The following is a 21,635-nucleotide window of genomic DNA, read 5'->3' as shown; positions in this document are numbered from 1 at the left end:
TCCTGGGGGAGAGGGTTGGGGTGAGGGCAAACCACACTGAAAATCATCACCGGAGCCAAACCATGCCTGCACCCCGCACACCGTTCCTCACCAGCGCTCGCGGACGCTTGCTGTCCTTTAACTTGCTGGTGGTGGCGGTGACCTTAATGGTGTGTGGCGTGGCAATTCTCGGCTTTAATCATGCCAGCCGTTTGCAGGAACAAGTGCAGGGGCAAACGCTCAGCGACATGTCCGGCAGCATGGAGTTGGCGCGGGATACCGCGAATGTGGCGACGGCGGCGGTGCGCCTCACGCAAGTGGTTGGTGCGCTGGAATATCAGAGCGAAGCGCAGCGTTTACAGCAAACCCAGCAGGCGTTGCAAAACTCGCTCAATCACCTGGCGAACGCGCCGCTCGCCAGCCATGAACCGCAGCTGGTCAAGCGCATCACCGAGCGCAGTAACGAACTGGAAAGCAGTGTTACGCGCATGCTGGAACTGGGGCATCGTCGCCATCTGGAACGTAACGCGCTGCTCAGTGCGCTGTATCAAAACCAAAGTTATCTGCATCATATTCAGGACATCAATGCCCGTGACGGACGGACGACGCCCGAAGCGCGGCTGTTAACGGAAATGGACCGCCTGATTCTGATTGCCATCCAAACCCCTTCGCCGAAAGCCACCGTGGTGCAACTCACCGAAGTCATGGCGCAGCTTCCGGCGCATGATGATTCACCGCTAGTCGATGAGATATTGCAGGAGTTCACCGCACATTTGCAGCAATTACTGCCACTTTCTCAGGCGCTGGATAACAGCGATTTGGGCATCTCGTGGTTTATGTATCACATCAAAGCGCTGGTGGCGTTTTTGAATGATGACATCAACCAGTACGTGCAAAAAGTGGCACAGGAGTCGCTCAACCGCAGCGAACAGAGCCATCAAGAGCTGCAATCGATGATTGCTTTTATTGGCCTGTTTGCCTTGCTGGCGCTGGTGATTACCGGCTTTGCGGGCTGGTATATCTATCGCAATCTTGGCTCGAACCTGACGGCAATTTCCCACGCCATGACACGGCTGGCGCGGGGGGAGCGCGATGTCAGCGTGCCTGCGTTGCAGCGCCGTGATGAACTGGGCGAGCTGGCGCGTGCCTTTAACGTGTTTGCGCGCAATACCGCCTCGCTGGAACACACCTCGAAATTACTGAAAGAAAAAAGCACTCAACTGGAAACCACTTTCCATGCCATGCGCGATGGTTTTGCGTTGTTCGATAACGACGGCATTTTGGTGGTGTGGAACCCGCAGTATCCGTTGCTGCTGGGGCTGGCAGCGGAACGTTTGCAGCGTGGGCAGCATTACATGAATCTGTTAAAACAGGTGTCGCCGCTCCAGGAACATATCCTTGAAAACCTCTCACGCCCGTTACCCAAACCACAAGAACTACGGCTTGCCGATAATCGCACTATCGAGCTGCGTTTTAGCCCGGTGCCGGGGCGCGGCATGGTGAACGTGGTGCTGGAGCGCACCGAGCGTAAAGCACTGGAAGAAGCACTGGTTCACAGCCAAAAAATGAAAGCAGTGGGGCAACTCACCGGCGGCCTGGCGCATGATTTCAATAATTTGCTGGCGGTGATTATCGGTAGTCTTGAGCTGACATCGGTGGATTCGTCAGATGCCACGCGCATTCAGCGTGCCTTAAAAGCCGCCGAACGCGGCGCGCAACTCACTCAGCGTCTGCTGGCCTTTTCGCGCAAACAATCGCTGCATCCTCATGCGGTGGCGATGAAAAACCTGCTGGAAAACCTCGACCCGCTGATTCGCCATTCACTTCCTGCGACGTTGACGCTGGAAATTGAAGCGCAGCATCCGGCGTGGCCGGCGTGGATCGATGTGAATCAACTTGAGAATGCGATTATCAATTTGGTAATGAATGCGCGTGATGCGATGGAAGGGCAAAGCGGCACGATTAAAATCCGCACCTGGAACCAACGAGTGGTGCGATCTGGCGGTGGCAAACAAGATATGGTGGCGCTGGAAGTGACCGACCGTGGGCATGGCATGTCGGCGGAAGTCAAAGCGCAAGCTTTTGAACCCTTCTTCACCACCAAACAGACTGGCAGCGGCAGTGGGCTGGGGTTGTCGATGGTGTATGGTTTTGTGCGCCAGTCCGGTGGGCGAGTGCAAATTGAAAGTGCGCCGGGACAGGGAACGTTAGTGCGCTTGCAACTGCCGCGTGCATCTGCGCAGGCCGTCAGTGAAACGGTGCCGCTAATGCTTGTGGAAAATCCGCTTCAGGACCAACTGGTGTTAGTGCTGGAAGATGAACACGATGTGCGCCAGACGCTGTGTGAGCAACTGCATCAACTGGGTTATTTGACACTGGAAACCAGCGACAGCCAGCAGGCGCTACAGTTTCTCAAAGAGGTGCCGGATATTCAGATTCTCATCAGCGATTTGATGTTACCGGGGCCGATGAACGGAGCTGATGTGGTGCAGCATGCGCGCGAGCATTATCCACATCTGACTTGCCTGTTGATCAGCGGGCAGGACCTGCGGCGTAGCGGGCAACAATTACCGCCGGTCGAGCTTTTGCGTAAGCCGTTTAATCAGCAAAAACTGGCAAAAGTATTACGACGTGTTACTCAACTTGAAGTATGACGGGTGAATTGCAAATCAATGAAAAGGTCAGTTCCAAACAATTGACTCTGAGTCCAGAAGCGGACATTAATAGAACGACCCCTTCCAGTATCCCAGGAGGAAGGGGTGGGTTTTGGAATGTAACTTAGCCGCCTCATTAAATGATATGCACCTCATTGAGCATCCTGTAGCAAGGACTAAGCCCCTCTGCAAAGAGGGGCTGACTTTGGTCGCTGTTTGGTGGATGACGCCTGCGGCTTATCCCCCCTACAAAACCCCCAAATTTTAATGCGCGTTGTTTGAAACCATTTGTTTTCGTAGGTCGGATAAGCGCAGCGTCATCCGACATTCATGCCAGGACGCTGCTGAAATTACCCCTCTTTGCCCATTCCCGTTTGCTGAATCAACATCAATGACACACTATTAAACCAACGATGCGCAAGACTCTGGCGCGAGCTTGCCACTGAAATATCCGCAAGATTTTCCCGGTTCAACACTGCCGCTTTACCATCACCTTCAATCGATACGCGATACCAAACCCCTTGTGGGCGCAAATCTTTGGCCTGCGCCGTCGGGTTTAATGCCACCGGCCCGCCATGCTCTTTCGCTAAAAGCAACGAAGGCAGGCGCATCACCACATTATGGTCGATGGACACCACGCGCCCGATAAGCGGTTGCCACTCGCCAGGTTGATAAATCCTGGCTGTTGCACCTACCCGTAAACGCGCCAGATCCTCTTCCCCGACCAGCGCTTTCACCCGCCAGCGATCGGCATTCACCAGCGTGGCGATATGCGTGGATGCTGAGATCCAGCTTCCAGGCTGCAAAGAAAGATCGCGATCTTCAATGCGCCCATTCGAAGCGGCAACTAACCGCAGGCGCAGCAATTCGCTATTCCCCGCGCTTTGTTGCAGTGAATACTGGCGTGCCATTTGATCCGCCAGCACCTGTTTGGCGGGGCCGTCTTTCTCCAGCCCTAACGCACCACGGGCGCTGTATTCCCAGGCGCGGCGCATTTCTTCGGCCTTACGTTGCGAGGTTTCTGGCAACGGCGCAATCAGCTCAAACAGCGGTTGCCCAGCTTTTACTTGCTGGCCGTCGGTGACAAAAACTTTCTCAAGGCGTGCGCTGTAGGGCGTGTAAATCGGTTGCACAAAACCGGCTTCCACTACACCTGGCAGGCTCACTTTATTTGACCACGGCACAAAAATAACCAGCAGCGCGGCAATAGCAATCAGCAGCAACCTGCGGCGATAAAACGGCTGGCTTTCCTCGCGCCTGGCCCAACAGTGTTTGATCTCTTTGATCATCGGTTGCACCACAAAAGTGACAATTTCTACCAAAAATAAAATCACGCCCAGCGCTTTAAAAAAGGCGTGATACACCACCACCGCAATGCCGATAAACAGCAGCAGGCGGTAAATCCAGGTGGCAAAAGCGAACAGCGTCAGAAAGCGCGCAAAGGCCGGCGTGACGTTATCGGGTGCGGGATCGTTAATGCCAAACAGGTGCCAGCGCATCGCTCGTTTTGCCCAGTTTCCGGCGCGTTCGTGCAGGCCGGGGAAATCGAGCATATCGCTGAGAATGTAGTAGCCGTCAAAGCGCATAAACGGGCTGGCGTTGACCACCACGGTCATCACCCAGGCGGTGGTCGCCAGGAAAAACAGCGCGTTTTTGATGCTGCCTTCCGGTGCGAATGACCACAGCAGCGTCGCCCATGCCGCCAGCACCAGCTCGGAGACAATCCCGGCGGCGGCGATTTTTAGCCGATCGCGCGAACGAAACAGCTTCCAGCTTTCGCCGGTGTCGGTGTAGGCCATCGGCAGCATCACCAGCAACGCAACACCCATATGCCCAACCCGCACACCGTGGCGCGTGGCGGTTAACGCGTGCCCCATTTCATGCCAGCATTTGGAAAACACCAGCGCGATAGCAAAGGCCGCCGCACCTTGCCAGCTCACCGAATTATGCAGCGTGGCAACCACGGTATCCCACTGGCGCGCCGCCAGCACAATGCCGGTCATCGCCACTAACAGCGTCAGCCACAAGAAAGTTTTGCTGAACAACGGCTGCAACCACGGCAGCGCTTTACGCAGGGCTTTTTCAGGGTGAATCAACGGAATACGAATAAACAAATAACTGTGCAACAGCCATTTCCACACCGATGACGCCGGGCGATAACGCGCGGTGCGCAGCAATTGTTGCTGCTGCAAAAACAGCACAAACGCTTTGACGTCCTCTTCATCCACATTCAGCGTGGTGTGTTGATTAATCGCCTGCGCGATCTTTGCGGTATCAGCCAGTTGCCAGCGTTTGAGAATTTCGATTTCCAGCCAGCCGAGGCGGAAAAACAGGTTGCGCACCGGATCGGCCAAATGCCAGGCCGGCGAACCATCGCGGTTGCTGCCTGCGCTATTGAGGCGCAGTTCATCACGCAGCGCAGGCCACGGCGGCGCTGTGGCGGCACCGCTTATCACCAGCCGCTCCCGGCACGCAAGGTGGCGATAGGGCGGCGCAGCAACAGGTAACCGAGCATTGCCCAGTCACCGGTCACTCGCGCGGTTCCTTGTAAGCCAATACGCGCCACTTCTGGTTTACCTTCAAGCGTGCCGCGCAGCAAATAACTGGCCACGCCGTTGGGCGCTTCAACGGTTTGATAGCCTGCGTAATCCAGTTTCGCGCTAAAAGAATCGAGCGGGGCGACTTTCAAAAATACCGTCATCGGTGCGCCGCGATTCAGGTTGGTGGATTCGCTGACCGGTGCCCAGGCGCGCACGCCGAGGCTATTGGGGTCAGCCAGCAGGCCAATACGCTCACCCGTTTGCACCGGGCGGCCAGCCCAGTCGTCCGGGTCGGAATAGACGAAAACGCCGTTGCCTGGGGCGCGAATCGTGAGTTTATCGATGTCACGGACTATCGACTCCACTTCCACTTTTTTCTCGCGCCATTTACCTTCGGCCATCGCCAGTTCTGACTTGGCCTGTTGATCTTCAATCGCTTGCTGAGAAGCCTGATGCAGCGTGGTTTCAGCGGTTTCCAGCTCCGCCTGTGCCACCGCCAGCCGGTTATGCAGCGTGGTGTCGTCAAGAGTCGCCAGCACCTGGTCTTTCACTACATCGCTGTTTGGCAACACCACCATGCGCTTAATCACCCCGGAATCGGGCGCGGCAATCACTTCACTTTGCAGCGAGATAATTTCCGCTGGCACCAGCGTGTATTCGCGCACCGGAATACACAGCACCAGCAGCACTGCCAGCAGGATATAAGCGAGGCGGCGTCCGGTGTTGCGCTGCCAGAATTGCTTAAAGCGCGACGGGCGCGCGGTTAACGCCCACCAGGCGTAACCGTACAAACCGCTCAGTTGCAGCAGGGTAAATTCTGGCGATGCTGGAGCCAGCGAGGTTGGCCACGGTTCGTCGCGCCCTAAAAACCACAACGCGTGTATTTCGCCGTCGGCACCGGTGAGCGGCAGTACCCAAACCTGTGGCGGCAACCACTCGTTCCACAGCTTAGCCAGCGTTTCGCTTAATTGTGCGGGTGCCAGCGCCAGCACACGGGCTTCCGGCGGTAAGGCTCGGCAATGTGGCGCAATTTCCTGCGCCACATCCGCCAGCCATAAGGCATACGGCGTGTTGTTGTCGGTATCGCTCAGCCCTGAATGGGCCACCAGTTTGGCGCGGTTATTGGGTGCAAGCGACAGCAGTGCGGCCTGGCGGTAATCCACCAGTTGGCGCGTTTCATTACAGATAGCAAACCCGAGTTCAGCGGCATTGCTGATGGTTTCGACTCGGGCGGCCAGTTGGTAAAAAGCTACACTGCTGGTCACGAATTGGCAGTCCCGCTTTTCAGGCAACGGTTTTCATCCGGCGGGCAAACCGCTACCGCTTGTCCGCTCATGCCGGGTAATACGTCGTCGGTTTTGTCCGGGAAGCGGGTTTCGATTTCGATGGTCTGGCTAACGGCATCCACTTTGCCGCTAATGTGCGTCACCGTGAGCGGATATTGTTTGCCGGTTTCACCGACCGAGGCATTCAGCTGCGAGCCGATTTTTAGCCACGGCACCCAGCTTGACGGCACGTTTAACCGTGCGCGCAAAGTCCCGCTGCCGACCAGATCAATCACTGGCGCACCCGCACCAATCCCCTGGCCTTCTTTGACATAGATTTTAGCGACGCGCCCATTGAATGGAGCCACGAAGCGGCACTGCGCCAGTTGGGCGTCAAATATCCCCATCTGGCCTTTGGTGCGGTTCACTTCGGAAGCGGCTAAGCCCACTTCCAGTGCCGCAGCCGATTGTAACCCTTGCAGTTTGGCTTTGGCTTCATAGCGCAGTTGGGCGGCGTGAAACTCCGCTTCAGCGGCATTTTTGCGGGCTACCAGGTCGCTACAATCCATGTTCGCCAGCAGTTTGCCTTGCGTGACGGTATCGCCCAACTGGACGTTAATTTTCGCCATCCGCCCAGGAACCACGCTGGAAAGCGGGCTTTCACGATTGGCGAGTACCAGGAAGCGCACCGCAGCGGAGCCATCCGCGGCAAACGCGGGCGCGGATAAGCAGGAAAGTGCGCAGATCAACCCGACCATCCATTTTTGTCGGATGACGCTGTTGTTTTTGTAGGGTGGATAAGCGTTAGCGTCATCCACCATTATTTTTGTCTTCATAAATACCTCATGGCGTCGCGGTCAACACGGGGGTCGCCCCGGCAATTCGTTGTAAATCGCTGGTAATCGATAACGTTGCCGCTTCGGCCAGGGCGCTGATAGAACGCGTGCTGGCTTCGTTTGGCAGATAGCTCACGTACTGACGCGCCAGCACTTCGGCACCGGTGGCATCTTTGACACGCATCGTCCATACGCCTTTGCGCGTGCCATTGTTGGTGCCGCCGCTAAAGCTCATTTGCAAATGGATACTGCTCGGAGACGGTTCCAGCGACAGGTGGTTCGCTTCAATTACCCGCCCGACGGATTGCTCGATGCTGCCACGCGAAACGCCTGCTGGCAGGCGTGTGACCTGAATCGACACCGGGTGTTTTTCAACAGCAATACCAGCGGCATGGGCAAACACCGCACTTTCTTGCTGGCGCAAACTGGTCTGAATTTGTCGCGATAAGCTGGCAACGTCGGTTTTTGTCACCTGATCTGGCAGCAAATCAATACCTACTGAGTTCAGCACTCGGCCATAAGCGGCCTGCGCTTCGGCATACGATGACGCTTCCTGGAAGCGGGAAACGATGGAACGCGCCTGGGTTCTTAATGTTTCCAAATCACTGGTCAGCGAGTTGTCCGATCCGGCGCGGGAAATACTCGCCAGGCGCTGGTCAACTTGCGCCGATTGCTCGGCAATCTGGAAGTCATAGGAGGCGAGTTTGTAGCGTTCGGTGGCGACACGCACCTGTGTGAGCACCGCCATGCTCAGCGCCATGCGGCGGGCATCATCGGTTTGCGCGCGCGCGTCGTTGGCGGTGCTAATCGACGGAATGCTCAACAGTTTGAACAGGTTCATCGAAACCCCCACGCCACTCTCAATCCAGTTACTGTTGTAGAGATAGTCGTTGGAGTCGTAATTAATTCCGGCGAACAGGTTCAGGTTCGGGAATAACGAGGCAATTTGCCGCTTGGTTTCGTAGCTGTCGATGCGTGTTTTGTAATCTTCTTCACGCAATTCAGGTCGGCGTTCCAGCGCCATTTGCTCGAGCTTATCGATGTTAGTCGGTGCCGGAGCCAGCGGCGTTGGGGTGTCTTGCAACACCAGCGGCGTGCCTGGCGGCAGGTTGATCAGCGCCGTCAGCTCGCTTTTCGCCAGCTCCATTTGCTGGCGTTTCTGGTTGAGCAACGTCATGCCATCCAGCAGGGCGCGTTGGTACTCCAGCCCTTCAACCGGTGGCAAAATCCCCGCCTGTTCGGCTTCGCGGGTTTTATCCAGCGCCTGGGCAATTTGCTCGGCCAGCGGTTGGGTTTCATCCAGCAAACGCTGCGCGCCCAGCGCTCGCCAGTAGGCATCACGCACTTCCTGGACGATGTTTTGCAGCACTTTGCGGCGGCGTTCTTCGGCGATGTTCACTTCATCCGCCTGCTGTTTAGCGCGGAAGTAGCTCATCCCGAAGTCGAGCACATCCCACGAAAAAGTCGCGCTGGCAAGGTAATGTGAGCGCTCTTCCGAGGTGGAAGGACGCAGGCTGATCACGCCATCGTCAATGCCGACACTGGTGCCGCCCGAATCGTTATCACGCCAGCGATAACCGGCATCCGTCATCAGTTTTGGCAGCATGTCTTGTTGCGAGACATCCAGCAGGCTGCGTGACAGCGCGGTTTCCATCATTTTCAGGCGGTAATCGAGGTTATATTTTAACGCTCGCGCCATCGCGTCGGATAACGTCAGTGGGCCATGCAGGGCTTCCTGCCCGCGGTACATTTCCGCCCGGTCGCGATTCACGCGTGCGGTGATTTCATCCTGAGTCATCGGCTCCGGTTTCACCGTGCCACAGCCTGCCAAAACCAGCACCGCAATCAAACCGGCCACGGGTTTGATTAACGGTACGCCACGTTTTTTATATTGCGCCACCACGTATGCGTTCATCGTTGTTTTTTCCATCTTAAACAATTGCTCTCAGCCAGTTACCGGCGAGTGATTGTCGGGACTGTAATGTGCTTCCCGGACGCCAAAGTTTTTCTTTCAAGGGCTGCGAGCTGTGCCGATAAAGGCTGTGCTCCCAGGGTGATAACCGAAGGTTGTTCACCTGCTGATCGTTCCAGAGCGGGTCTTTCTTGTGCCATGGCGATGGGTGGGGTTGCGCTTCGTTCACTGTCTTGCCCGATGCCAAACGGGCCAAGCGAATTCCCCAGTGAGTTTTGCCCCAGCCCGTTGCTTGCTAAACCAGGCAAGTCCCGTTGTTCACGGCTGTCGTTGTACCAGCGCGAGAACAGCACGGCCTGCTGCATCACTGGCGAACTGGCTTGTTCGATGCCGTAACCGATCGCGGCAAACTGGCTGTTGAGGCGAGTTTGCAGACCAGTAGCATCACTTTGTAAGTCATACACTAATGGCAGAATAAACAGCCCTGGCTGGTAGCTTTGGCGGTAAGGGGTCAGCAACTCGTCGTCGTCACGGCCAAAGATTTGCTCGCCATCACGGTCGTTGTTGTCATTGGGCATCGCGGTGACGCCATAAATGCGGATCGTCAGGCGTGCTTCGCTGGTGTCGCCATCGCTGTCGGTGATGGTGTAGACAAACACTTCGCTCAGAGTGGCGTTGGCATCCAGTGCTGCCACACGTGGATCGGCACTGTTGACCTGATAGCGCCAGTTGCCCTGGCTATCTAAAAACAGCGTGCCGTACTGGCCGCTGCTGGTGCCGCCAATCGTCCCGGCCGCGCCAGTATTTTCTGACATCACACCCGTGACGGGGCCGTTGTCTGCGGCCCGGTCAGCACCGATGCGGTCGTCGTTAAACAGGTTACCGCTGACGTTTTGCTGGCCTTGATCCTGCAAGATTTCCGCGCTGTCATCGGTGGCGGTCGGCTGGTCGTTCACCACCGTAATGCGCAACTGCCCGACGTTGACGCCGTTCACTTCCACGGCGTAATCGTTGTGGGTGCTGATTTGGCCTGGCTGCGCCACCGCCTCGCGCAACACAAAGCGATAATCCAGATGCCCTTCGCCATCGGCTGCGCTGTAGTAAGCCAGCAGCGTGATGGTGCCGGTCACGGTTTCGATGGTGATTGGCGACAGCGGATTGAGCTGCAATAGCTGCTCGGCGGTGATTACCCGGCCCTGGAAAGTGAAGGTTTTCAGTTTATCGAGCGACAGCAAATCAAGCGTGCCGCTGACTTCCTGAGCGCCAGGGTCGAGCGGCGTCAGGCCATCTTCGCGCACCTGAATTTCCACCGACGGTGCTACCAGAATGCGCAGCGTACCGTTGGTTTCCCCAACGGCGTAACCGTCACTGACGGTGTAAGTAACCGCAGGCACGAAGCCATGCCAGTTGTTTACCGGCGTAAAGGTGTAGCTGCCATCGGCTTGCACCGTCAGGCTGCCAATGCCCGCCAGCAGCGCGGTTTCGCCCGCGTTGTAGCGCGTACCACCCACCTGGAACACGGAGATATGCAGCGGGTCGTCGTTCGGATCGCTGTCGTTAGTTAACAGGTTTCCGGAGATCGGCGTGTTTTCCTGGGTGATCACCGCTTCCGGGTTAACGATCGGCGCGAGATCGGCGACGCGCACCACCACAGTGGCGGTTTCCAGAATGCCGCCGCTTAGCACGGTGTAGGTGTAGCTGTCGTTGCCGACATAACCCAGATTCGGCGTGTAGGTGATTTTTCCGTTTTCGACACTGACGGTGCCGTGGTTGCCCTGGCTGATGCTAACGATAGCGTTATCGTTGTTGCTGAAAGTGTCGTTTGCCAGCACATCGCTGGTCACCGAGCTGTTGCCGTTGACGGAAATCAGGTCGTTAAAGGCATCCTGAACTGGCGCGATGGTAATGCTTAACGAGGAACTGGAAACCCCGCCGTCGTTGCCGTCACTCATGTCGTAACTCACCACCGGCAGGGTGCCATTCCAGTCAGCGACCGGAACGAAAGTCCAGTTGCCGTTGGCGCGTAACGTCAGTACGCCCATGCCGCTTAACGTCACCACGCTGCCTGGCGCATACACGTTACCGTCAATAGTAAAACGGGTGACGTGAAGTGCCGCAGCGTCGCCAGGGTCGGCATCGGTGTCGTTAGTCAGCACGTTGCCGCGCGCCACGGTGTCTTCCGGCGTGGTGTTAATGTCCGGGTTGGCCACTGGCGCGCTGTTGGTGATTTGCACCGTCACCGTGGTGGTTTCCAGCTTGCCGCCGCTGGTGACGGTATAGGTGAAGCTGTCGCTGCCAACAAAACCCGCCAGCGGGGTGTAGACGATTTTGCCATCGACAATGGTGGCACTGCCGTGCGCGCCGCTGCTGGTGGCGGTAATCTCACGGTCGCCATTTTCGAAACTGTCGTTGCTCAGCACGTCGATAGTGACCGGCTGCCCCGCGTGGGTGCTGGCGGAATCCGGTGCAATATCATCGACCGCTGTGATTTCCAGCGTCAGCGTGCTGCTGGCAGTGCCGCCCGTGTGGCCGTCGCTGATCTGATAGGTGATGAGCGGAATCGAGCCGTTCCAGTCGCCAACCGGCACAAATTGATAGCTGCCATCAGCGTTTAATGTCAGCTCGCCAATGCCGCTAATGGTGACGGTTTCGCCCGCCAGATGCGCCACGCTTTCACCTGGTAAGGTAAAGCTGGTGACGCGCAACGTGTCCTGCACCGACGTGTTGTTATCAGGATCGCGGTCGTTATCCAGCACGTTGCCGGTGATTGTCGAATCTTCGTTCACCGACTGTGTATCAGGGTTAGCGATGGGTGCGGTGTTCTCGACGGTGACAAACACCGTGGCGGTTTCTGTCACGCCGCCGCTGGTGACGGTGTAGGTGTAGCTGTCAGTACCAACAAATTCCGGCGACGGCGTATATGTCACGTTGCCGTTCGTGCCAATAGTGACGGTGCCGTTTTGCGCAGCGCCAACGAGGGTGACAGCGCGATCGTCATTCTCAAAATTGTCGTTGGCGAGCACGTTGATCGTCGAACTGCCTCCGGCGTGAAGAGTCGCAGTGTCATCAGCGATGTCGACCACCGGATTCACCGTAATATCCACATGCCCGACGGCGGTTGCGCCGCCGTTATCATCGGTCACGGTGTAAGTGATTTTTGGCACGTCACCGTTCCAGTCCGCCAGCGGCGTGAAGGTGTAGTGGCGGTCATACGACAGCGTAAAGGTGCCGACGCCCGGAATAATGGCGCTGGTGGTGCCAAAATTGCCGATCAGGAAATCATCGCTAATACCGTCGACATGGAATGACGTCACCCGCACTACGTCGGAATCGACATCGCTGGCAGTCAGCAAACCGCTCAACGACGTACCGTCTTCATCCATCGTCAGTTCCATGTCGCTGGCGGTTGGCGCGGTGTTGGTGACCACTACCGTGACGGTGCTGGTTTCGGTAATTCCGCCGCTGGTCACCGAATAGCTAAAGGTATCGGTGCCGACAAATCCTGGCGGAGGGGTGTAGCGAATGGTGTTATTAGACAATACTTCTACGCGCCCAAGCGTGGTGCCGTCACTGCTGGCGGTCACGGTTTTGGTGTCGTTGCTGAAGCTGTCGTTATGCAGTACGTCGATGGCGACCGGGTTATCGGCATGCGTGGTGGCGTTGTCCGGCAGAATATCGGCCACCGGCTGGACAATAATCACCAGGTTGCGGGTGACCTGGCCGCCGTTGTTGCCATCGCTGACGGTAAAGGTGACAGGCGGTACCTGCCCGTTCCAGTCCGGCACCGGAACGAAGGTGTAAAGCCCGTCGCTGTGGATGGTCAGCGTGCCTTTTCCTTCAATCTCGACGGACTCATCCGCCGCATAGACTACGCCGTCAATCGTGAAGTTGGTGACCGTCAGCGTGTCTGAATCGGCATCGCGCGCGCCATCCAGCAAATCGCCATTAGTAATCGTTGTATCTTCCGGGGTTCGCACTACCGAGTTGCGCGGTTCCGGCAAGGTGTTGGTCATGGTGACGGTGACGGAGGCGGTTTCTTCAATGCCGCCGCTTTTCACCGTGTAAGTAAATACATCGTCACCGACATATCCGGCATTCGGCGTGTAGACCAGTTTGTTGCCGACAAGAGTGACGGTGCCATGCGCTGCCGAGAATACGGTCTGCTGGATGGCCGCATCGGAGTTGCTGAAATGGTCGTTAGCTAACACATCAATGGTCACTGGCGTACCGGCGTGGGTGGTCGCGGTATCGTGGGTAATGTCGACCATCGGGCGCACGGTGATGTCCAGCGAGCTTTCGGTTGGCGGCACGCTGGTGTTATCGGAAACGTGGAAGGTGATGGTCGGCACTTTGCCGTTCCAGTCTGGAACGGGCGTAAAGAGGTAACTGCCATCGGTATTTAGCGTGAAATCGCCTTTGCCGGCGATAGTCACTTTTTGCCCGGCGGCAAATGTCCCGCTGATACCGTCAATCTGGAAATCGACCACATGAAGCGGGTCGCCGTCCGGGTCAATAATCAGGTGTAAAACATCGCCGCTGGCTGGCGTGTCTTCATCGGTGACCGCGAATTGGTTGGAAGCGTCTGGCGGGGTGTTAGTCATAAAGATAAACACCGTCGCGGTTTCCGTCACTCCGCCGCTGGTCACGGTGTAGTTGTAGCGGTCGCTGCCGACAAAACCCGCATCCGGGGTATAAATCAGCTTGTTGTTTGGCCCGAGCGTCACGGTACCGTGTTGTGGCTGAGTGAAACTGGTCACGGCTTGATCGATATTGCTGAAGGTGTCATTTCCCAGCACATCGGTGGTGATCACCGTGCCAGTGTGCTCGATTTCGACATCGTTTTTCGCATCGTCAACGGCGGCGACGTGGATACCGAGCACCGCACTGCTGTCGCCGCCCATATTGCCATCGCTGACCACATAACTGACGGCAATGTCACCATGCCAGTCACCGCCGGGCGTATAGAGGTAACTGCCATCGGCGTTGATGAGTAAGGTGCCGTGGCTGCCCGTCAGTTTCACGGTGGTACCTGCTGCGTAAGTGTTGCCCTCAACGGTGAAATTCTTCACGGTTAAGGTATCGACTGCGCCATCGGGGTCGCTGTCATTGGTGAGCACGTTGCCGAGGGTTAACGGGCTATCTTCGTCAATCGACAGGTTATCGGTGACGCCAGTTGGAGCCTGGTTGGTGACGTTAATCGTCACGGTCGCGGTTTCGGTGATGCCGCCGCTGACCACGGTATAGGTGTAACTGTCGGAGCCGACATACCCGGTATCTGGCGTGTAAGTCAGCACATTGTTGACTAACGTCAGCGTGCCGTGCGACGGCTGCGTCACGGCGGTCACGGTTTTATCGCCATTGCTGAAGGTGTCGTTGAGCAGTAAATCGCTGGTGTTATTCACCAGTGGCACATTGGCGTGGGTGGTGAAGCTGTCGTTGGCGGCGTCGGTCACTGGCGTCACCGTCACGGAAAGCCTGGCGGTATTCGACCAGTGCGAAGTCTGGTCGCCATCTTTGGCGAAGTCGAAGAAATTCACCCGCCCATTCGTTACCCCTGCGCCTGCTGACGAAGTATCGGTGGTATCCGAGGCGCGCAGTTGCAGGCCGCCACTCACCGGGCCGTTGTAATCGCCTAATGGCACAAAGCGCAGTTGCGTGGTGCTGGCGAGAACCAGCGCGTTGCTGGCGCTGACATCTGACGGGATCGTCAGCCAGTTGCTGCCATCGGTGCTGTATTCCCAGTGGCCTTTGCTGGCGTCAGTGTCGTCACCATAAATGGCGATAAACCCCAGTGCGCCGCTGGCGTTTCCACCGCCTGCAATAGCGGTCTGGTTGTCTGTGGCATCACCATAAACTGACTGGAAAATTTGCCCGATGGTTTGTGGTGTCGGGGTGTCTTCGGCAATGGTGACGGTGGTGTCGCCAAGAGTTGGGCGGTCATTAATATTGGTGACCTCTGTGCTTAGCGTGATGACGGTTTCACTGTAGATCGAGGTGCCGCCATGCCCGCCTGTGGCATCAATATTAATTTGCTCGCCGTTGTCAGGCAGCGCAGGCGTGCTGGAAACATCGCCATTGGCGTTGGTTTCCACTAAACGCACACCGAGTGTTACCGGATCGCCGAAATAGTTGGCTGCCGGAACAAAACGCAGCGAGGCACTGGCGGTAAGCACCAGGGCGTTGCTGTCGCTACGCGCCCCAACGTTCTGCCAGCTGGTGCCGCCATCAAGCGAATATTGCCAGTCGCCCTGCGCGGTATTCGGCGTGTGGCTGGTAATCGCCACACCATAGAAGCTGTCTGCGCTGCTACCGCCGCCCACGCCAACGGTGCCGTCGTTATTGATGGTGTCGCGTTCATCGTTAAAGAAATCGAAGAACAGGTCGTGAATGTTGCTGCCCGCAAGCGAACTGCCGAGGGTATCTTCTTCAAGCGTCGGGATGGTGACGGATGGCGTGCCGACCACCTCTGGCGCATCGTTCACTGCGTTGACCGTGAAGGTAAATTCACGCGTGGTGATAAGCGCAGATGGGTCATCGCCTTCTTCGTATTCCACCTGTCCTGGGTCTTGATGAGGGTCGTTGCCACTTCCTGGCAGCGATCCCGGCCTTGAGCCGGAATTGCCGTGGTCGTTAACCGTTACCTTGACGCTGAAATTGCCGTTCCAGTCAGCCGCCGTGGCGCTGCCATCTGCGTCAGGTAGTGTGACTCTCAGCCCCGCCAGATAACTGTTAATTTGCGTGTAAGAACCGTTGAACGTCAGCGTGTCGGTGCCTGCTCCCGTGACTGTTCCGCCGCTACCGGTGGGGGCCACAAACACAAAACCGTTCGGCAGTTTCACGGTGACCGTCATGCTCTGGCTGCCCGCATCCGAATCACTGATGGTAATCGGCGGCAGCGTCACGGTGGCACTGTTTTCATCGGTATTCAGTACTGGATTTTCACCGAGTTTGATTTGTGCCGGGTCGTTAACGCTGCTCTGGAAAATGGTGCGGTAAGTGGAAGCCACGTTTTGCCCCAGCCCGCCGGGAATCGCGGCGTAAGGGCTTATCACCGTGTTGGGGACTTGCGAGGTGCCAACACCGCCAGGACCGATGTTATCGCCGCCGTTTGCGGAGCTGGTCAGGTTGCCATTGGCATCACGCACGCGGTCATCAACAATCACTTCAACGCGGAAATACTGGTCAGCATCGTCAAGAATCGCCCCGCGCATAGTGACTTGCAGTTGCGCGAGGTAAGCGTTGATTTGCGCGACGGTACCGGTTATCACCAGCGGCGCGTTTTGCCCGTTGGAGGGCGGCGTCACGCCGTCCTGGCTGGTGTTCTGGATAAACACGCCAGAGGTGGTGTTGAGCGACGAAATGGTAATCGCCGAGTTTTGCTGATCGCGATATTGCGACACGCTCAACGGGTTGCCGTTTTCATCGGTGATGCGTACCGTCACCTGCACGATGTCGTTTTCACCTGCCGCAATACCGCCTGCATCCGCAACATCCGGGTCGCCAATCACAAAGCCGTCGACGTTATTGCCGCCCGGCGCGTTGTTGTCGAGCAGAATGGTGTCCGAAGGCGCGGTGATGGTTGGCGGGTCGTTCACTGGCGTAATCGTCAGCGCTATTTGCACATCGGCAGGCGGCAGGCCACCGGTGTCGCCGACGCTGGCAGTGCTGGTGTCGAGATGAACATTCAGCGTCACATCGCCTGCTGCCGCGCCGTTCTGGTCGTGGTTGGCATTCAGCGCACTTTTGTAGGTCAGGCCGTTGGTCGGGTCGTTGAGCAAGGCCTGAATTGCGCTGGCGGTGCCGGTCAAAATCAGGGTGCCGGAATTATCGCCCTGAATCGTCACGCCGTTAATTTCCAGGCTACTGTCATTGGCAGTACCACCAATCCCCAGTTGCCCCTGGCCGACCGTCAGCGTCACCGTCACAGGTTTGCCAAAGGCGCTGGATTCCACGTCAGTAATGACGAAATCACCGCCAATCCAGGTAGCTTGATCTTCAAAGGTGTTTTTGTCGCTATCGGTGACGACCAGCGTGCCAGGGTCGTTGACTTCCGAGGCGTTAATCGCCACCTGGTTTGCCGAAATATTGCCGTTATTGGCGGGGACGCCATCCTGATACCAGTCGTAATTGACGTTATCGACAGCGCCTGGCAGCGAGCCGGTTGCCGGGTTAGTCGGCTGGTTGACCGGCCCGCCGTTGGCTGAGCCATTGAGCTGACCATTGCCGGTACGCAAGCGGTCATCGGTAATCACCTGCACCTGATAAACGGTGTTGCGGTCATCGGGGAAGGTGACGGTCAAACCGCTCAGCGCACTGTTGATCTGCGCGACAGTCCCGGTGATCACCAGATAACCGCCGTCGCCGCCGGTAATCAGTGCGCCACTTGCACCATTGGCCGCCAGCCTGATGTTGTTGTATTCGCTTTGGCTGAACGCACTGCCATCGTTGTGTAGCAGGCGCACGGTGGTCTGGAGAATATTGGTCGCGCTGCTGGTGCCAGTGATATCCGGGTCGGCAACGGTAAAGCCGCTGACCGCATGGGAATTGCCACCGATGTCAATTGGCCCGGAAGGGGCGGTGACAGTGGGTTTGTCGTTTGCCGGAGTAATATTAATCGCGAAATGATTAGCGGCTTGTTCTTTGTCACCATCAGACAGCGTGAAGTCGAAGCCATCGGCATTGAGGCCGTCGCCGCTGATTTCATCGCCGTCATTCAGGTAATAAATATAACCGTTGTTAATGTCGGCCTGCGTGAAGGTTGAGCCATTGCCGATGGTGCTAAAATTCACGCCGTCGCGGGAGAAAGCCAGATGCCCGTGGTCCGGTGAGTTGGTGATGGTAAATTGCACCTGCTCAGGGCTGCTGTCGGGGTCGTAAGCCTGCAACTGCGAGCCATTGATTTGCACATAGCTGCCTTCAACCACTGTCGCCGGGTTGTTGGCCGGTTGGCCGCCGATATTGTTCGGTGAATCTGGCGGTACCACAATTTCCGGGCTATCCGGCGTCTGGGGGATTTTCGGCCCATCGTTGACGTTGGTGATGGTGATGCCCACCGTGGCGTTGGTCGCCGACTGCATGCCCCAGCGGTCCACCGCATAAGCCACAAAGCTGGTGCTGCGGACTTCAGATCCGTTGCTGACAAAGCGCAGGCCGCTGGTGCTGTCGTTTTTCAGCAAACTGGCATCGAGCTTTAAGGTGCCGATATCTGCATCAGTAATTGTCACCCAACTGGTGCCGTTAAAGTATTGCAGCACGCCGCCGGTCGGCAGAGTCAGGAAGGCAAACTTCAGCGCCCGGTCGCCTGTGAGATCGTTATTGTAAGCGTAGTTATTGTCGTTGCCGTTGATCGTTGGGCCATCTTCCCACGGTGAGCCGCTGTTGGCGTCATCAGGGTCGCCCAGTTGCAGCTGCGAGTTGGTGATGATCACCGTTTCGCCTTCTGCCAGCACGGTGTTGGAAGAACCGGCAATCACCGGCGCGTCGTTCACCGGTGTGACGAACACTTTCAGTTCTGGGTTCCAGGTCACCGCCATTGGGTTGCCGGTGCTATCAAGCGTGACTTGTCCTGCGGAAACCGAAAACTTGCCATCGAAGTGGAAGTTTTCGCCACCGTCATGGCGAACGCTGATTAACCCGTTGTTCAAATCGGCCTGGGTAAAGGTACCGAAAGCGTTGATCACCGTGTAACCGCCGTTGCCATCGCTTTTCAGGATGGTCAGGCCGGTTTGCCCGCTGCCGCTGCCCAGGAAGGTATAGACAATTTGCTCGGGCTGAACACCCGGAACCACGTAACTCATGCCCGGCGTGGCATCGCTAATATTACCGGTGCCGGAAAGGGTCAGTGAGCCGCCTTCCAGAATAATGCCATGCGCCGCGCCATTGGGGTCATCGCCAATATAGCCAGAGCTGGTACTGTCCCCAGAAGTATCCAGCGGCGGGACTTGATCCGGTGGCGGGTTGTTGGCCAGCGGCACCAGGCCAATGGTGAAGTCGAAATGGGTCAATTTGGCATCGGGACTTTCGCTGTCCCAAATCCCACCCTGGCGCGTGAAAGTGCTGCCGTCGGCGTTCCAGCGCAGAGCGGTGGAGTGGTCGATGACGCGGAAACTAAATTTGTCGATGCCATCGATGGGCGCGTTCAAATACTGGGTATAAACCACCCGTCCTTCCACCACGTCTTCCATGGTGAAGGTGTCGCCGTTCTGCATGCGCGCGCCGTTCAGCGTCAGGTAACCGTGTGTTAGCCCGTCAACGTTAACCACAAAGCTGACGCGGTCTGGTGGGGAGTCCTCATCGATGCTGGCGAGCATTTCTGGCATCAGCACCACGCTGTCCGGCCCATCCGCCACATTGGCGAGCAGGGTGGAATCCGGATTGAGAGCCGGGTCGTCATCCACCGGCTGGATAGTCAGCGCAATCAGCGCATCGCTGCTGGCAGGTGTTGCGGTGCCGCCACCCTGGTCGGTGACGCGCACGCCGAAGGTGTCTTGTGTAATGCCTTCTTCGCCGTTGTTTTCATAGGTCAGCAAGTTGCGGTCGTTATAACTGATCTGCTGTCCCTGAATCACCGCCACACCATTAAAATAGAGCGTGCCGTGAGTAGGCAGCGCCGTAATCGTTAAGGTGAGTTCGCCGTCCTGGGTATCGCCACCGCCATCGGCGACAATATATTGCCCAACGTTGCCGGTGTTGGCCGCGTTGGCAGGCTGCCCTTCAAAGACAATCCCACCGCCTGAAACGGTTGGCGGCTGATTTTCAGGGGCGATTTCCAGCGTCACTTTCACAGTGTCGGAAAGATTAATTGGCGTTGCGCCGTCGTTCACTTTGGCGGTGAAACTGTCGGCGGTGTTTTGTGCGCTGCCTGTTGCAGTGTGGACATACACCAGCTTGTTATCGCGCACATCTTGCTGGGTAAACACCGAGCCGACCCCCAGCCGCGTGCCGTTTAAGGTCAGATAACCGTATTGCGGCATCTCGGTCAGGCTGTAGACAATTTGCGAGGCACTTTGCGCACCCGTGGCTAATTCTGGATCCAGCGCTGCGAGCGTGGCTTCGGTAATCACGGTTCCCGCACCGTTATTTTCTGGCACGATCAAAGTGCTGTTATCCACCACCACCGGGTCGTTGGCAGGTGTGACGGTGATATGCGTCACCAGGCTGTCGTTGCCGGACAGCGTCAGGATATAAAACTGCACGTCGGTTGCGGCAGATTGCTGGCCGAGTTCGCTATCGCTGGCGGTAAATTTCAGCGCGTTAAGCCAGGCTTGCGCATCCGCCACCGAACCGACGAACTCCAGCGTTTTCCCCGTCGAGCTACCATTAACCAGATCGCCTGCGGCACCGTTGGTCAGCGTGACACTGATGGCAACTTTTTCATCACTGACATTCAGTGTTAAGCCGCTAAAGCTGCCGGTTTCCGCACCTGGGTGCAGTACGCTGGGTTCGGAAACCACCATGTCCGGCACGCGGGTGGTCAGTTCAGGTGCCTGCAAAACGCCGTCGTAAGCCAGCTCGAGCGAACGGGTTTCAATCACCCCGGTGTGGGATTCCAGCGTCCAGTCGGCGGCTTTTAACGCGCTGCCGGTTTCGTCACTGGATGCGGCAACATCTGCGTGGGTGTAATCTGCCATACGCGTAATCAGCGTGGTGTCTTGCGCCGTGACGTTGCAGCCATACAGCAAAATATCGCCGTCAGTCGTCAGCTTTTCGCCAAGTTTTTCTAATTGCTGCTGGTACTGCGTAATGGTCTGATCGTTAAGTTTGTCGCTACCCAGGGTGATTTCATCGCTGGCACCGTGGCTGATGATATGAATCGCGGTGATATTTTTATCGTTCTTAAGCGCTTCATTAATCTGTTCCAGCCCGGAATGTTGTGCGTCGAGCACCACCACGCGGCTGCCTTCCGGCAATTGATTTACCAGTGATTGCCAATTCTGTACATGGCTGTCGACCACATACACTTCATGTGCGGCAGGGGCATCGGTAGGCGCAGGGGCGGTTATTGACGCAGGCGCTGGCACCGGTGCTGGTGGCACAAACACCGCTTTTGCGGCGTCAGGGGCGTTGTCATGATGCGTGGTATCTAATGGGTTATCTGCATGATTAGCGCTTTCAACGGCTGCCGCACCGTCGAATAACTGGCGTGGCTCAAGAGCGAAACGGTGGTGACGAGGGCGGGTGGGATTATCGTTTCGAGGTCTGGACATGGCATTTACTCTTGGCAACTTCAGCGTCATTAACATCAATGATACATGCAAGTTACATAATATGTAGATGCTCTATGTCCTTATTACATAATATTTACGAATGTTTCTGCGATTATTCTTATATTGATTAGCCATGTTTATTATATGGTTTTTAACTACTGGTTAAGATATTTAAGCCAGGATAAAACGCTAAATTAATGACTACGATAATAATAAATAACCGTGCCGTTACTATTGTTGCTT

The 21,635-nt window shown here is 56.7% G+C and carries 6 protein-coding genes; 1 reads left to right on the top strand and 5 read right to left on the bottom strand.

Features of this window, described 5'->3' with window-relative positions:
* Positions 1 to 62 precede the first annotated feature (62 nt).
* Positions 63 to 2,633 (top strand): ATP-binding protein, encoded by a 2,571-nt coding sequence (locus EC843_RS21410; RefSeq protein WP_064541112.1) that lies wholly within the window; start codon positions 63 to 65, stop codon positions 2,631 to 2,633.
* Between the two features lie 350 nt (positions 2,634 to 2,983).
* Here EC843_RS21410 and EC843_RS21405 read toward each other — a convergent pair whose 3' ends face one another.
* The 5 genes from EC843_RS21405 to EC843_RS21385 are packed head-to-tail and all read right to left on the bottom strand — an operon-like array spanning position 2,984 to position 21,392.
* Entirely contained in the window at positions 2,984 to 5,089 is a 2,106-nt protein-coding gene (locus tag EC843_RS21405) for an HlyD family efflux transporter periplasmic adaptor subunit (protein WP_243739177.1), read from the bottom strand.
* Positions 5,086 to 6,438, bottom strand: a complete 1,353-nt coding sequence (locus tag EC843_RS21400; RefSeq protein ID WP_121814509.1) for an HlyD family efflux transporter periplasmic adaptor subunit — start codon at positions 6,436 to 6,438, stop codon at positions 5,086 to 5,088. The genes EC843_RS21405 and EC843_RS21400 overlap by 4 nt, the downstream gene beginning before the upstream one ends.
* Positions 6,435 to 7,274, bottom strand: a complete 840-nt coding sequence (locus EC843_RS21395; protein WP_083963222.1) for an efflux RND transporter periplasmic adaptor subunit — start codon at positions 7,272 to 7,274, stop codon at positions 6,435 to 6,437. Before EC843_RS21395 ends, EC843_RS21400 begins: the two co-directional genes overlap by 4 nt.
* A 7-nt stretch (positions 7,275 to 7,281) precedes the next feature.
* Positions 7,282 to 9,189, bottom strand: a complete 1,908-nt coding sequence (locus EC843_RS21390; protein WP_133523037.1) for a TolC family protein — start codon at positions 9,187 to 9,189, stop codon at positions 7,282 to 7,284.
* A 38-nt stretch (positions 9,190 to 9,227) separates the two neighbouring features.
* Positions 9,228 to 21,392: an Ig-like domain-containing protein gene (locus tag EC843_RS21385; RefSeq protein ID WP_133523036.1), complete on the bottom strand. Its 12,165-nt coding sequence runs from the start codon at positions 21,390 to 21,392 to the stop codon at positions 9,228 to 9,230.
* Positions 21,393 to 21,635: the final 243 nt, after the last annotated feature.

It is taken from the genome of Buttiauxella sp. JUb87, assembly GCF_004361975.1.
Lineage (GTDB): Bacteria > Pseudomonadota > Gammaproteobacteria > Enterobacterales > Enterobacteriaceae > Buttiauxella > Buttiauxella ferragutiae.
This window is presented reverse-complemented; position numbering and strand designations above follow the sequence as displayed.